The sequence below is a fragment of the Micromonospora sp. ABR4_055 genome, assembly GCF_056160425.1.
The window spans coordinates 46,898-60,760 of the sequence record NZ_JBSWXD010000014.1 but is presented as its reverse complement, the minus strand read 5'-3'; the positions used below and the strand labels follow the sequence as shown (position 1 = coordinate 60,760).

Sequence of the window (13,863 nt, the reverse complement as noted above, 5' to 3'; positions counted from 1 at the left end):
GCACCGCCCGCGCCGCAGGCGGCGATGACGATCGCCGCCACGCCGGCCCGGCCGACCCGCTGCGCCACCTCCCACCCGATTGCCAAGGCGCTGCTCACCTCGTCGGGGGTGCGCGCCGGCTGATGTTCGATCGGGGCGGCGACGGGGGCGGCAACGACGTCGACGACCGCACCGGCGGTGGCGGCCAGCCGCGCCAGCGCCCCGTGGCCGGCGCGGGCCTGGTCGGCCCGGCGCGCCGAGTCCTGCGGGCTGTCGCCGGCGGCGACTCCACCTTCGTGGTCGCCGTGGACCAGCACCACCTGGACCTGGTCCCACGGTTGCGGGCTGGTCGCGTCCTGCGTACCGGCGGCGAAGCCGATGACGTTCTCGAGCGCACCGAACCCGGCTCCGGGCAGGTCCAGCTGGCCCAGCCGGGCGATGCCGGCGGTCCGGGTCTTCTCCGCCGGCATCGGCAGGGTCATCCCGGGGGCGATCTGTGCCGCCGCGCCGGACCCATTGGTCGCGGCCGGCTCCGGCCCGGCTTGCGACTGCGGCTCCGGGCTGGTCACCGTGGCGGTCGCGGCCGGACCGGTCGACTTGAGCTGCACCGGTTGTCCGGCCACGACCAGCACTACCGCGTCGGACACCTCGGCCAGCAGTTGGTTGGTTGAGCCGAGCGCGTCCGCGAACGCCCGCCCGACCGGTGTGGACGGCACCAACGCCAGCCCTACCTCCGGGCTGACCAGCACCAACCGGGCCGGGCAGGACCGCACCGCAGCACAGAGCTCAGCGATGGTGGCCCGGTCGTCGGCTGGTTGCCGGGTCGGATCGAGCAGCGCGGCGACCCAACCGCCCAGGTCGTCGACGAGCAGCGTCTCATCCGCGCGGGCCGACGAGATCGCCTCGATCAGCCGGCCCGGATCCCCGGTGGCCTCGTCGGTGTGCCAGTCGGCCGGCCGGCGGGCCCGGTGCGCCTCGATCCGGGCGAGCCACTCGGCGTCGGACGGATCGGCCGCACCCGTCGCCACGTAACGCACCATCGGATCACCGGTGATCAGGGACTCGGCGAAGTCGGACTTGCCGGACCGGATTCCACCGAGTACAAGAATGGACTGCCACCCGCCAACGGACATGCCAGTACCTTACGGCGGGCGCGGCCGGCCGTGACCTGCCGGGGCGGTGCCGGCCGTGCTCCGGTGAGGTGGGATGTCACCGGCCGCGGCTAGGCTTGCGGCGTCCATCGCCGAGGGGAGCAGCACATGCCATGGAGTTGGCGGTACGTGGACGCGGAAGGTCAGCCCACGCAGGGGCCGGCCGAGACGTTCGGCACCCAGGCCGACGCCGAGTCCTGGATCGGCCAGGCCTGGCGGGAGTTGGCCGCGGCAGGCGTCGCCTCGGTCGAGCTGTTGGAGGACGACCGCACCGAGTACCGGATGAGTCTGCTGCCGGCAGGCAAGTGAGATGCGGCCGGTGCCGTCCGACGGACCGTCGGGTGGCCTGCGGGCCGGTCGGCCGACGACGAGCTGGCGGCCCAGTCCGGTCTTCCTCGTCCTGGTCGCACTGGTGGCCGGCAGTGGCGCACTCGCCTGGTCGGGTGAGCGGTACGCCCGGGTGGCCGTCTTCGTGCTGGTGGTCAGCGGCTGGTTGGTCTCGCTCTGCCTGCACGAGTACGCGCACGCGCTGGTTGCCTACCGGTTCGGTGACCGCAGCGTGGCGCGCCGCGGCTATCTGACGCTCAACCCGTTCCGGTACACCCATCCGCTGCTGTCCGTCGCGTTGCCGGTGCTGGTGGTCCTGCTCGGCGGGATCGGCCTGCCCGGCGGCGCGGTCTGGGTGGACCGGCACCGGATCGCGGGCCGCGTCCGGCACACCCTGGTGAGCCTCGCCGGCCCGGCGCTCAACGTGTCTCTCGCGGTGGTGCTCGCGGTGCCGTTCCTCGCCGGTGTGGATCCGGGCACCCGCCAGGAGTTCTGGGCGGGGATCGCCCTGCTGGGCTTCCTGCAGTTGACCGCCAGTGTGCTCAACCTGCTGCCGGTCCCCGGACTGGACGGCGGCAACATGGTCCAACCGTGGCTGCCACCGGCCTGGCAGCGCGGTTACCAGGTGCTCGCGCCGTTCGGCTTCATCGGCCTGTTCGCGTTGCTGTGGGACGACCAGATCGGCGGCGCGTTCTTCCGGGCCGTGTTCTGGTTGGGCGACATGTTCGGGCTGCCCGCGCCGCTCTACGGCTACGGGTTGGCGCTGATCCGTTTCTGGTCCTGACGGCCGCCCGGCGTGGCGGCGGTCCATTAGCGCCGGGCCGGGTGCGTGCACCTACGACGCGTCATGCCTCTGCTTCTCCTCCCACATCGCCATGACCTCGCACGGGGCCGGCTACGGCCGACTGGCCGGGCTGACGGTCCTGCCCGGGTCCCGCTCGACGATCGGCTCCAGGATCTCGTCGATGGCCTTCATCAGGCCACCGTCCAGTTGGACCCCGCTGGCCTTGACGTTGTCCCGCACCTGCTCGGGCCGGGTGGCACCAATGATGGCCGACGACACGTTGGGGTTCTGCAGCACCCAGGCGAGGGCCAGCTGGGCCATCGACAGGCCGGCCTGCTCGGCCAGTGGCTTGAGCTGCGCCACGGTGCTCAGCGTCTGGTCGGTCATGAACCGGGCGATGAACGTTGCGCCCCCGGACTGGTCGGTGGCCCGGGAGCCGGCCGGCGGTGGCTGACCAGGCTGGTACTTGCCGGTGAGCACACCCTGACCCAGCGGCGAGAAGACGATCTGCCCGACGCCGAGTTCCTCGCTGGCCGGGATCACCTCAGCCTCGATGACCCGCCACAGCATCGAGTACTGCGGCTGGTTGGACACCAGTGGGATCTTCAGCTCACGGGCCAGCGCGTGACCCTGACGGATCTGCGAGGCGTTCCACTCCGAGACCCCGATGTAGTGGGCCTTGCCGGAATGCACGATGTCGGCGAAGGCCTCCATCGTCTCCTCCAACGGCGTGGCGTAGTCGAACCGGTGCGCCTGGTAAAGGTCGACGTAGTCGGTCTGCAGCCGGCGCAGCGAGCCGTTGATCGACTCCATGATGTGCTTGCGGGACAGTCCCCGGTCGTTGCGCCCCTCGCCGGTCGGCCAGAAGACCTTGGTCAGGATCTCCAGCCCTTCCCGGCGTTCGCCACGCAGCGCTCGGCCGAGCACCTCCTCGGCCCGGGTGCCGGCGTACGTGTCGGCGGTGTCGAAGGTAGTGATGCCGACGTCCAGCGCGGCGCGCACGCAGGCGTTGGCTGCCTCTTCCTCCACCTGCGATCCGTGGGTGATCCAGTTTCCGTAGGAGATCTCGCTGACGAGCATGCCGGAGCGGCCTAGGTGTCGGAATTCCATGCCCCAACCCTAGTCGTCGGTCGGCCCGCCGGGGGGGTTCGGCATGAGCTTACGTACAGCGGTAAATCGATCTCGCGATGGTGCCGACGGACCGGTTGTCCGGTACGGGCGCCGAGTACCGCCGCGTCACAGCAGCGGTTTGGTGTCGGCCAGCAGCCGGTCGATCTCGTCCATCACGTCCGCGCGGCTGGGCAGCACCGGGTCGATCAGCGGTTCCCCGCGCCGGTCCAACGCCCCCCAGTGTCCGTTGGGGGCCGCGACCAGGAACGCCACCGGATGGATCGCCATCGCCGGATGCACCGGTGGTACGACCATGCGTCCGGACCGGTCGACCACGCCCTTGCGCCCACCCGAGTCGATGATCGCCAAACCCTCGTCGGTGAAGCCGTCGATGTAGCGGCCGTCGGTGAGTGCGGTCGGGAAGCCGCCGAACCGGGGCGGGAGCAGCATCCGGCCGGTCTTGTCGACCGCGCCCCAGCCCCCGCGCCGGACCACCGCGACGCCGCGCCGGAACGGGCGTACGTCCTCGAAGCCGGTCCCGATCACCACGGTGTTGTTCCGGTCGATGGCGATCCAGCTGCCGGTGCCGTCGGCGGTGACCCAGGCGAGTCCGTCGGAGAACGAGCCGACCCCGATGTAGCCGGCGGTTGGCGCGATCACCGTCGTCCCCGACTCGTCGATCAGCTCCCACCACTTGGCCTCCGGCCGGCGGACCCAGGCCACCCCCTCGTGGAACGGCTGGACGTCGGCGTAGCCGGGAGCGATCACCAGCTCGCCGTCGACCCCCGCGTACCCCCATTGCTGGGCCCGGTCGTTGAAGGTCGGTCGCGGCGGACGGTGCAGCCGCAGGATCTCCTCCCGGTCCCGGGGGTACGGCCCCCAACCGTTCTCGGCGACCTTGGCGAACACCGCGTCCAGCGCGAGTTCGGTACGCGCGATCAGGTCCGGATCCTCGACCTTGCGCAGCTCCAGCGCACGTTCAAAGTGGTTGCACGCCTCCATGTAGCGGCCCTGGTCGTAGCAGGACCGGCCGGCATGTTCGTGCATCGTGGCCCGGAGCCGGTCGGGTAGCTCGGCCGAGTTGGCCTCCTCGAACAACCGGTCCGCCTCGGCGAAGTCACCCCGCCACTGCAGCACGTGCGCCAGCCGCGCCTGGGCGATCGCGACCCGGCGTAGCTCCCCGGTCGCCTCGGCGTGCGCCAGCGCCAGTTTGGCGTCGGCCAGTGCCTTGCCGAGGTCGCCGAGGATCCGGGAGACGACCGCCCGCAGGCTCAACAGCCGGGCCCGGGTGGCGTTGTCGGTCGCCGGTTCGATCTTCTCGGTGAGCCGGTCCCGGATGGCCCGGAACTCGTCGGGATTGTCCACCAGCTCACGCAGCGTCTCGTGGTGGAAACGCCAGTGGTACGACGACAGCATCTGTTCGGGGTCGCTGAGCTGGGGCTCGGTCTCGTCCGGTGCGGTCTCGGGATCCGGTGCCGGGTCGGGTTCGTCGGCCGGCTGGTCCGGCTGTACGAGCGGGGCCAGCATAGTGGGTGCGCCGAGCGCCGTTGCCGAACCGGCGGCGGTCCCGGTGACCGGTAGGACGGTGTCCGGACTGGCCGGCGGCCCGGTAGGGCCGGAGCCGCCATCGTTGTCGTCCGGGGCGGTACCGGTCGGATCGTCGGTTGGTCCGGCAGCAGGGTCGGTGTCGACCGGGTCGGTGTCGACCGGGTCGGTGTCGACCGGGTCGGTGTCGACCGGGTCGGTACCGGCTGGGTCGGTGTCGGCCGGGCCGCTATTGAGCTGGTCGGGCAGCGGAGCCGGTCCACCGTCGCTGTCCGCAGTGGTGGAGGTTTCCGCAGCGGGCGCTGCGTCCGGCCGTACCAGCGCGGCGGCCGGTGACACCGAAAGGTCCGACTGGAGTGGGGCCTCCGCCGGGACCTCGGCTGGGGCCTCCGCCGGGACTGGGACCGAGGCGTCGGACGGAACCCGACCGGACGGTGCGGCGGTGGGGAAGACCGGCGTCGGCGGAGCAGCCATGGGCACCGTCGGGGAGGCTTGCGCCGGTCGCGGCGGTGCTGGCTGGTCTGGCTGCGGGCGCACGATGTACGGCGGCGGGGCGTGCCGCGGCTCGGCCTTGGCGCGCACCACGTACTCCGGTGTGGCGGCATCCTCCCCTCGGGGGACCGGCCGGATCTGCGGGTGCTCGCCGGTCGGCGTCTGCACCCGGAACTCCGGGGGCGGCCCGGCCGGGGCGGAGACCGGAATCGGCAGTTGTTCGCCGGTCTGACCCGGAACCGGTCGGTGGATCCGGCCGTCGGTGACCGCCCCTGCCGTGGGCATCCGACCCGGCGGTGGCGGGACCGCGCCGGAGACCTGACCCTCCGGGGACGCTGTCGGACGCTCCGGGGCGACCGGAGCGGCTGGCCGGGGCCGTGCCGCCGGAGACGTGGGTGCCAGCGTCGGAGTGGGCGTCGGCGGAGGCGCCTGGGCGGCGGGCTTGACCCGGTACACCTCGTCCGGCCCCGGCTGCCGGGCGTGTTGGCGGGCGGCCGCCGGGCGATCCGGTGCCGGTGTCGGCGGTGCCGTCGGTGGTGCGGGTGCCGTCGGTGGTGCGGGTGCCGTCGGTGGTGGCGCATGCCACCGCTGCGGGGTGCGGCGCGGGTCGGCGTCCGAGGGCTGCTGTCCGTCCCGGCGAGGGCCGTCCGGTGGGCCTGCCCGGTGGTGCTGGTCCCACCGGGACACCGGGCCGTCCGGCCGCACCGGCGGCCGTTGGTCACGAGGCTGCGGCCGGTCCCGGTCGAACGGCTCAGCCGGTTGCCATTGGGGCCGCTCCCGCTCGGCGGGTGGACCACCACGGCGTCGCTCCGGTGGGTGCGGGCGCTCATGGAAGACAGCGTCCGGATGCCGGCGGCGTTGGTGGAACACGTCGTCGGGATGCTGCCGACGGCCGGTCCCGTCGGTGTGGGACGGCTGCTGCTGGCCGCCCTCGGCGAACCAGCCAGCGGCTCCGGCGGCTTCCGGCCCAGGTCCGTTCGGGCGTGGCGCCTCGCGGTGACCGTCCCGCCGGGCCCGGTCGGCGTCAAACTGCGGCCTGCGGGCCGGGGGCTGGTCTGTCCGGTCGCCGACAGGTGCCCGCCCGGATCCGGAACCGGACTGGTAGACGTTGGCTCGCCCACGGCTGACACCGCGGCTGGTCGGCTCCCGTCGGACCGACCGACCCGCGCCGTTGTCGCCGGGGTAGCGCTGACCCGGCAGCGGCACCCATTCGCTGGTCGGATCGGTGACCCAGCCCGGTTCCTGCGGCCGGTGATCCCGCGCCCGGCGCATCGCTTCCCACCGGTCGTCGTCGTCCCAGCTGACGTCACGATGTCCGTCGGCCGAACGGTCCGGTGCGCCGTCGTCTTCCCACTGCCAAGATTGCCAACGACGGTCGAAGTACCCCTCGGTCACGCCGGCACCTCGCCGCGGGTGTCGTTACGGGCGGCCCGCCGGGCAGGCGAGAACCGTGTCAGCGGTCCGTGTGGCTCGCTCACGGCGTGTCACCTCGTCGAATACTCGCTGAGCGACCGTGGCAACCCGATCGGGTCCCCCCGGCCCAGTGGCGGCGTGGTTGCGGATGGAGGGTAGCCGCGCGGGCTCGGTCGACGCCACCGAACCGCCCGTACTGAATCGAAACAGTGTCTTTTCCGCCCTCGCCGAGGCGCTCCGGCTGCTCGGGTGCCGTAGCCCGTCCAGCGCCCGCCGGGCCGGTCAGATCTTGTCGCCGAGCTCCACCCGGGGGATCGGGGTGCGCATCCGGCGGAACGTCATCGCGCGCATGATGGCGTAGAAGTACAGGCCGCCCATCCGCTGGTCCGACTTGGGGAACCGCTCCCGGACCAGTTTACGAATCCGGCGGGAGATCAACACCGAGTCGAGGACCACCAGCACCGCCAGCGTCACCCAGAGCAGATTCGACGCCAACTGCACCACCGGTGGCATCGTCGGCCCGGACCCGATCAACACGAGCAGCGCCCCGCCGAAGAACCAGGTGCCGACCGTACGCCGGGAATCCACCACGTCGCGGGCGAGCCCCCGCTCCGGGGCCCGGTCGCGGGGCCCGCCCTCGCGGCGGAACTCCTCCGAGATCGCCGCCCGCCTGGCCCGCCGCTGCTCGCGGGCCTCCTGCTTGGTCAGCGGCTTGGTGCTGCCCGCCGGTCGGCGGCCGGCACCCGGCCGCTTCGGGGTGACCACGCCGAGTTCCTTCTTGCTCGGCGTGTGGCTGCGGGCACGGGTGGACCCGGCCTCGTCCTGCGACGGGGGAACATCGTCCTCCGGCAGGTCGGCCTCCACGACATCGGCGGACTTGCGGCGAAACAGCGACGGCACGCGTGAAGGGTAGCCAACCAGGTGCGTCACCCGCACCTCGCACCCGGTCGTCGTGCGCCGACCGGTGGGTGAAGGCCCCGCGACCGTGCCCGGTCCGGGCCACAACGGCACGAACCGGGCACGGGTACGTCAGACCCGGGCGAGGACGCGTCGGGTCGGCGACTGGACGCGTTCGGATCAGGGGCGTTCCACGTGGGCGCCGAGGTCGGCCAGCTTGGCCTCGAAGTCCTCGTAGCCGCGGTTGATCAGGTCGACGCCGTACACCCGGGAAGTGCCCTCGGCGGCGAGCGCCGCGATCAGGTGGCTGAACCCGGCCCGCAGGTCCGGGATGACCAGGTCGGCGGCGTGCAGCTTGCTGGGCCCGGCGATCACCGCCGAGTGCTTGAAGTTGCGCCGGCCGAACCGGCACGGCGTACCGCCCAGGCACTCCCGGTAGACCTGGATCGTCGCGCCCATCGTGTTGAGCGCCTCGGTGTAGCCCAGCCGCTGCTCGTACACCGTCTCGTGGACGATCGACAGCCCACGGGCCTGGGTCAACGCGACGACCAACGGCTGCTGCCAGTCGGTCATGAAGCCCGGGTGCACGTCGGTCTCCAGGGCCACCGCGCGCAGTTCGTTACCCGGGTGCCAGAACCGGATGCCGCCCTCCTGGCCGGCGCTGCCGACGCGCGGTGGGCGGGCGTCGGTGACCTGGTACGCGCCGCCGACCGACCGGAACACGTTCAGGAAGGTCATCATGTCGGCCTGCTGCGCGCCGAGCACGTTGACGTCGCCGCCGGTGGCCAGCGCCGCCGCCGCCCAGCTGGCTGCCTCGATCCGGTCCGGGATCGGCCGGTGCGAGTAGCCGCCGAGCCGGGGAACGCCGTGGATCTCGATCACCCGGTCGGTGTGCACCTTGATGATCGCGCCCATCTTCTGCATGACGCAGATCAGGTCGACGATCTCCGGCTCGACCGCGGCGTTGCGCAGCTCGGTCACCCCGTCGGCGAGTACGGCGGTCAGCAGCACCTGCTCGGTGGCGCCGACGCTCGGGTACGGCAGCTCGAACTTGGTGCCGTGCAGACCGTTGGGCGCGGTCAGGTGCAGCCCTTGCGGGGTCTTTTCGACGACCGCGCCGAACTCGCGCAGCGCCTGCATATGGAAGTCGATCGGCCGCGGACCGATGTGGCAACCGCCGAGGTCCGGGATGAACGCGTGGCCGAGCCGGTGCAGCAGCGGGCCGCAGAACAGGATCGGAATCCGGCTGGACCCCGCGTGCACGTTGATCTGGTCGAACGAGGCGCTTTCCACATTGGCCGGATCGAGCACCAGCTCGCCGTCCTCAACGCCGTCGCTGACCTTGACCCCGTGCAGTTCGAGCAGGCCCCGGACGATCTCGACGTCGCGGATCCGCGGTACGTCGTACAACCTGCTCGGCTCGTCGCCGAGCAGGGCGGCCACCATCGCCTTGGAGACGAGATTCTTGGCGCCTCGAACCCGGATCTGCCCGTGCAGGGGAGTGCCGCCGTGCACGATCAGGACGTCGTCGGTCAAGGAAACCTCCAGCGCGTCGATGCTGCCGTCTTGTGGGGTGGAGCTGGCCCGGCGAGATGGGATCAACATGTCCCGACCGGCGGTGAGTGAAACCGGACGACCCGCGTACGGAGCCGGCGGTCGGTGGACCTCGGGTGACATCCGGTTACCGGCTGTCACCGGGGAGCATCGAAGATCCGCGCTGCCCGTTCGTCGCCTGAGGCAGCATAGCGCTCCGTGATGGAAGTGGGATCCCGCAGCGGCTGCGATTGGCACGAATTCGGGAACGATGGCACGTATACGTAGGAGCTAGATTACGTTGGGTGATCTGGTGATGCGGTGTCCGCTATCCGATCAGGGAGCCTGTCCGATCAGGGCAGTGCCAGCATCTGGTCCAACGCGACCCGCGCGAAGTGCGCCGTACGCGGCTCGACCGTGATCTGGTTCGGCACCCGGCCGGCGACCAGCTCTTCCAACGCCCACACCAGGTGCGGCAGGTCGATCCGGTTCATCGTCGAGCAGTAGCAGACCGTCCGGTCCAGGAACATGACCTGCTTGTCCGGGTGGGCCAGCGCCAACCGGCGGACCAGATTCAGCTCCGTGCCCACGGCCCACGCCGATCCGGCCGGGGCGGCCTCGATGGTCCGGATGATGTACTCCGTCGAGCCGATCTGGTCGGCGGCGGTGACCACCTCGTAGCGGCACTCCGGGTGGACCAGCACGTTGACCCCGGGCACCCGCATCCGTACCTCGTCGACGCTGCTGCGGGTGAACCGGCCGTGCACCGAACAGTGCCCCCGCCAGAGCACCATCTTCGCCTCGCGCAACTGCTGCGCGGTCAGCCCACCACCGGGCTTGTGCGGGTCGTAGAGCACACAGTCGTCGGCGTCCAGCCCCATCTCCAGCACCGCCGTGTTGCGGCCCAGATGCTGGTCCGGCAGGAACAGCACCCGCTGACCGCGCTCGAACGCCCAGGTCAACGCGCGCTTGGCGTTCGACGAGGTGCAGACCACCCCGCCGTTGCGGCCGACGAAGCCCTTGATGTCCGCCGACGAGTTCATGTACGTCACCGGCACAGTCGAGTCGGCCGCGCCCGCGTCGGCCAGCGCCTCCCAGGCGGTCTCCACCTGGCCGAGGGCGGCCATGTCCGCCATCGAACAGCCGGCGGCCAGATCCGGCAGCACCACCCGCTGCGCGTCGCCGGTCAGGATGTCGGCGCTCTCCGCCATGAAGTGCACACCGCAGAAGACGATGAACTCGGCCGACGGCCGTGCGGCGGCCTCCCGGGCCAGCTTGAACGAGTCGCCGGTGACATCGGCGAACTGGATGACCTCGTCGCGCTGGTAGTGGTGACCGAGCACGAAGACCCGGTCGCCGAGCGCCGCCTTGGCGGCGGTGGCCCGGGCGACCAGATCCGGATCGCTGGGTGCCGGGAGCTCGCCCGGGCAGTCGACGCCGCGCTCGCTGGCCGGGTCGCTGCCCCGGCCGAGCAGCAACAGGGCGGTCGCGGTGCTGGAAGGCTCAACCCACGTCGAAGTCACGAGATCCATGCTCGCACAGGTCCGCCCGCCTGCGACCAGCCCAAGTGTGGCCTGCCACACTGCCAGACCATGCGGGTCCTGATCTGTCCGGACAAGTTCGCCGGCACCCTGCCCGCCGCCGAGGTGGCCGCCGCCGTCGCCACCGGGTGGCGGGACCGGGCGCCCACCGACGAGCTGGTGCTGCGCCCGTTGTCCGACGGCGGTCCGGGATTCGTCGAGGTGCTGGCCGAGTCGACCGCCGGCCGGCGGGTCCCGGTACCGACGGTCGACCCACTCGGCCGACCGGTACCCGGGGAGATCCTGCTGGTCGACGGCCCGGGGGCCGGGGCGACCGTGACCGCCGGACCGACCGCGTACGTGGAGAGCGCCCAGGCGTGCGGCCTGCACCTGCTCACCGAGGCCGAACGTGACCCGAAACACACCACCTCGTACGGCCTGGGGTTGCTGCTGGTCGCGGCGGTCGAACACGGTGCCCGTCGAGTGGTCGTCGGGCTCGGCGGGTCGGCCACCAACGACGCCGGGGCCGGCATGCTCACCGCGCTGGGGGTCACCCCCCTCGACGCCGCCGGCTACGCCCTGCCGTACGGCGGCGCGGCCCTCGCCGGGGTCGACCGCCTCGACGGCGCACCCCGGCTGCGCGGGGTCGAGCTGGTCGCCGCGACCGACGTCGACAACCCGCTGACCGGGCTGCACGGGGCCAGCAACGTGTACGGGCCGCAGAAGGGCGCCGACCGGGCCGACGTACTGCTGCTCGACGCCGCGCTGCAGCGGTTCGCCGGCATCCTGGTCGCGGACCTGCCCGGCTGCCCGCCCGAGCTGGCCGCGCTGCCCGGGGCCGGCGCCGCCGGAGGCATCGGCGCCGCGCTGCTCGCCCTCGGCGGGCGGTGCGAGTCGGGCATCGACCTTGTCACCGCGTTGATCGGGCTGTCCGCCGCGTTGGACGCCGCCGACCTGGTGATCACCGGCGAAGGGTCGTTCGACCACCAGTCGCTGCGCGGCAAGGTGGTCGCCGGGGTGGCCGGCGCGGCCCGGGACCGGGGACTGCCCTGCGTGGTGGTCGCCGGCCAGGTGTCCACCGGTCGGCGGGAGTCGGCCGCGGCCGGCGTCACCGAGGCGTGCGCCCTGGTCGACCACTTCGGCGGGGAGACCGGCGGTGGGCTGGCGCAGGCGCTGGCCCAGCCGGCGGACGGGCTGCGTGGGATCGCCGCCCGGCTGGCCGGACAATGGAGCCGCTGACGGCGTGCCGGCGGCCGGGGAACGGTGAGTTTCCGGTGATCTTGCGCTGGTGATCTTCCGGATGGTGGGATGCGCGGCGCATCACGTACGGATTGTGGCCACCCGGATTGGGAATCGTCGCCCGGCCGGTTAGCGTTACCTGATACGGACGAATTCGCACCGTCGCAGGGGAGACCTTCACGTGAGCACATCAGCGCAGTCCGAAACGGCCGAGACCGCCGCCTCGACCACCGTCGTCCTCACCGACGTGGCGGCCGAGAAGGTCAAGGCACTGCTCGACCAGGAAGGCCGCGATGACCTGCGGCTGCGGGTCGCCGTCCAGCCCGGCGGCTGCTCCGGCCTGCGGTACCAGCTGTTCTTCGACGAGCGGTCGCTCGACGGGGACATCGTCGACGACTTCGGCGGCGTCGAGGTCGTGGTGGACCGGATGAGCGCCCCGTACCTGACCGGCGCGAAGATCGACTTCGCGGACCGGATCGACGCTCAGGGTTTCACCATCGACAACCCAAACGCGCAGAACTCCTGCGCCTGCGGCGACTCCTTCCACTGAGCCGCCAGGGGGTACGTGTCCGCAGCCGCGTCCGGGGCCGGGAGACCCGACTCGGACGTCGGCTGACGGCGAGGGTTGACGGCGCGGTGATCGTGCCGATTCGAGAGCGGTAGGGGTTCTGACGGTCCCCGTACCGGTAAGCTGGCCCGCGCACGATTTCCCCACCCCGACACCCGAGGGCCGACATGAAGATCGCCGTCACCGGCTCGATCGCCACCGACCATCTGATGCACTTCCCCGGCCGGTTCGCGGGTCAGCTCATCGCGGACCAGCTGGACAAGGTGTCCCTGTCGTTCCTCGTCGACGACCTGGTCGTCCGCCGTGGCGGGGTGGCGGCGAACATCGCCTTCGGGATGGCCCAGCTCGGTCTGCGTCCAGTACTGCTCGGCGCGGTCGGCGCCGACTTCGCCGACTACCGTTCCTGGCTGGAACGCCACGGCGTCGACTGCGACTCGGTGCATGTCAGCGAGTTGGCGCACACGGCCCGCTTCGTCTGCACCACCGACGACGACCTGTGCCAGATCGCGTCGTTCTACGCCGGTGCGATGAGCGAGGCCCGCAACATCGAGTTGGCACCGGTCGCCGCCCGGGTGGGCGGCCTCGAACTGGTGCTGGTCAGCGCCAACGACCCCGAGGCGATGCTGCGCCACTCGGCCGAGTGCCGCGACCGGGGCTACCGGTTCGCCGCCGACCCGTCCCAGCAGCTGGCCCGGATGAGCGGCGAGGACGTCCGCCGGCTGATCGACGGTGCCGAGTACCTGCTGACCAACGAGTACGAGCGGTCGCTGCTGGAGAGCAAGGTCGGACTCATCGGCGACCAGGTGCTCGACCTGGTGTCGGTACGGGTCACCACGCTCGGTGCCGACGGGGTGGAGATCACCGGCCGGGGCATCGAGCGGATCCACGTACCGGTGGCCCGCGACGTGGTCGCCGACGACCCGACCGGTGTCGGTGACGGCTTCCGCGCCGGCTTCTTCGCCGCCCTCGGCTGGGGCCTCGGTCTGGATCGCGCCGCGCAGGTCGGCTGCCTGCTCGCCGCGCTGGTGCTGGAGACCACCGGGCCGCAGGAGTACGCCGTCAAGCCGGACATCTTCCTCAAGCGGCTCGCCGACTCGTACGGCGACGCCGCCGCCGACGACGTCCGCCCCTACCTGCCGGCCTGACCAACTGCTTGCACCGCCGGCCACGCCGCCTACCCGCTCACCCGCTCGCCCCGCAACAGCGTCGGCTTGCGCACCCACGACAGCGTCGGTGGCCAAGATCAGGTGAGCGCCATGGACCTCACCTCGCGGTTGAGACGTCCGCAGCGCTCACCTGATCTTG

General features: G+C 71.8%; 11 protein-coding genes. 5 read left to right on the top strand and 6 right to left on the bottom strand.

The annotated features are described in order from the left end of the window. Positions 1 to 1,112 (bottom strand): bifunctional adenosylcobinamide kinase/adenosylcobinamide-phosphate guanylyltransferase (locus tag ACXAHD_RS06350; protein WP_475049110.1); only part of this gene is annotated, 1,112 nt, incomplete at its 3' end. 126 nt (positions 1,113 to 1,238) lie between these two features. Between ACXAHD_RS06350 and ACXAHD_RS06345 the strand changes: the two genes are divergently transcribed. After that, the gene (locus ACXAHD_RS06345; RefSeq protein WP_281550765.1) at positions 1,239 to 1,439 is read left to right on the top strand and encodes a hypothetical protein; all 201 of its coding nucleotides are present in this window, start codon (positions 1,239 to 1,241) and stop codon (positions 1,437 to 1,439) included. Positions 1,440 to 1,449: 10 nt separating this feature from the next. Continuing rightward, on the top strand, positions 1,450 to 2,241 hold the full coding sequence (locus ACXAHD_RS06340) for a site-2 protease family protein (RefSeq protein ID WP_475049107.1): 792 nt from the start codon (positions 1,450 to 1,452) through the stop codon (positions 2,239 to 2,241). Positions 2,242 to 2,352: 111 nt separating this feature from the next. Here the strand turns inward: ACXAHD_RS06340 and ACXAHD_RS06335 are convergent, their stop codons facing one another. The 5 genes from ACXAHD_RS06335 to nadA form a co-directional block, all read right to left on the bottom strand. Then, positions 2,353 to 3,351, bottom strand: a complete 999-nt coding sequence (locus tag ACXAHD_RS06335; protein WP_278170376.1) for an aldo/keto reductase family protein — start codon at positions 3,349 to 3,351, stop codon at positions 2,353 to 2,355. Between the two features lie 126 nt (positions 3,352 to 3,477). Beyond that, positions 3,478 to 6,783, bottom strand: coding sequence for a WG repeat-containing protein (locus ACXAHD_RS06330; RefSeq protein ID WP_475049104.1), 3,306 nt, complete (start codon positions 6,781 to 6,783; stop codon positions 3,478 to 3,480). A 300-nt stretch (positions 6,784 to 7,083) separates the two neighbouring features. Further along, on the bottom strand, positions 7,084 to 7,701 hold the full coding sequence (locus ACXAHD_RS06325; RefSeq protein ID WP_289213271.1) for a DUF3043 domain-containing protein: 618 nt from the start codon (positions 7,699 to 7,701) through the stop codon (positions 7,084 to 7,086). Positions 7,702 to 7,878: 177 nt separating this feature from the next. Further along, positions 7,879 to 9,303 carry a UDP-N-acetylglucosamine 1-carboxyvinyltransferase gene (gene murA, locus ACXAHD_RS06320; RefSeq protein WP_281550761.1) on the bottom strand — a complete coding sequence of 475 codons (1,425 nt, stop codon included), beginning with the start codon at positions 9,301 to 9,303 and terminating at the stop codon, positions 7,879 to 7,881. Positions 9,304 to 9,584: 281 nt separating this feature from the next. Further along, positions 9,585 to 10,754 carry a quinolinate synthase NadA gene (gene nadA, locus ACXAHD_RS06315; RefSeq protein ID WP_281550760.1) on the bottom strand — a complete coding sequence of 390 codons (1,170 nt, stop codon included), beginning with the start codon at positions 10,752 to 10,754 and terminating at the stop codon, positions 9,585 to 9,587. A 69-nt stretch (positions 10,755 to 10,823) separates the two neighbouring features. Here nadA and ACXAHD_RS06310 point away from each other — a divergent pair, with 69 nt between their 5' ends. The 3 genes from ACXAHD_RS06310 (at position 10,824) to ACXAHD_RS06300 (ending at position 13,703) form a co-directional block, all read left to right on the top strand. Beyond that, entirely contained in the window at positions 10,824 to 11,990 is a 1,167-nt protein-coding gene (locus ACXAHD_RS06310) for a glycerate kinase family protein (RefSeq protein WP_289213270.1), read from the top strand. A 181-nt stretch (positions 11,991 to 12,171) separates the two neighbouring features. Further along, positions 12,172 to 12,540, top strand: a complete 369-nt coding sequence (gene erpA, locus ACXAHD_RS06305) for an iron-sulfur cluster insertion protein ErpA (protein WP_278170370.1) — start codon at positions 12,172 to 12,174, stop codon at positions 12,538 to 12,540. A gap of 185 nt (positions 12,541 to 12,725) precedes the next feature. After that, positions 12,726 to 13,703, top strand: a complete 978-nt coding sequence (locus tag ACXAHD_RS06300) for a carbohydrate kinase family protein (RefSeq protein ID WP_289213269.1) — start codon at positions 12,726 to 12,728, stop codon at positions 13,701 to 13,703. The last annotated feature ends 160 nt before the right edge of the window (positions 13,704 to 13,863 follow it).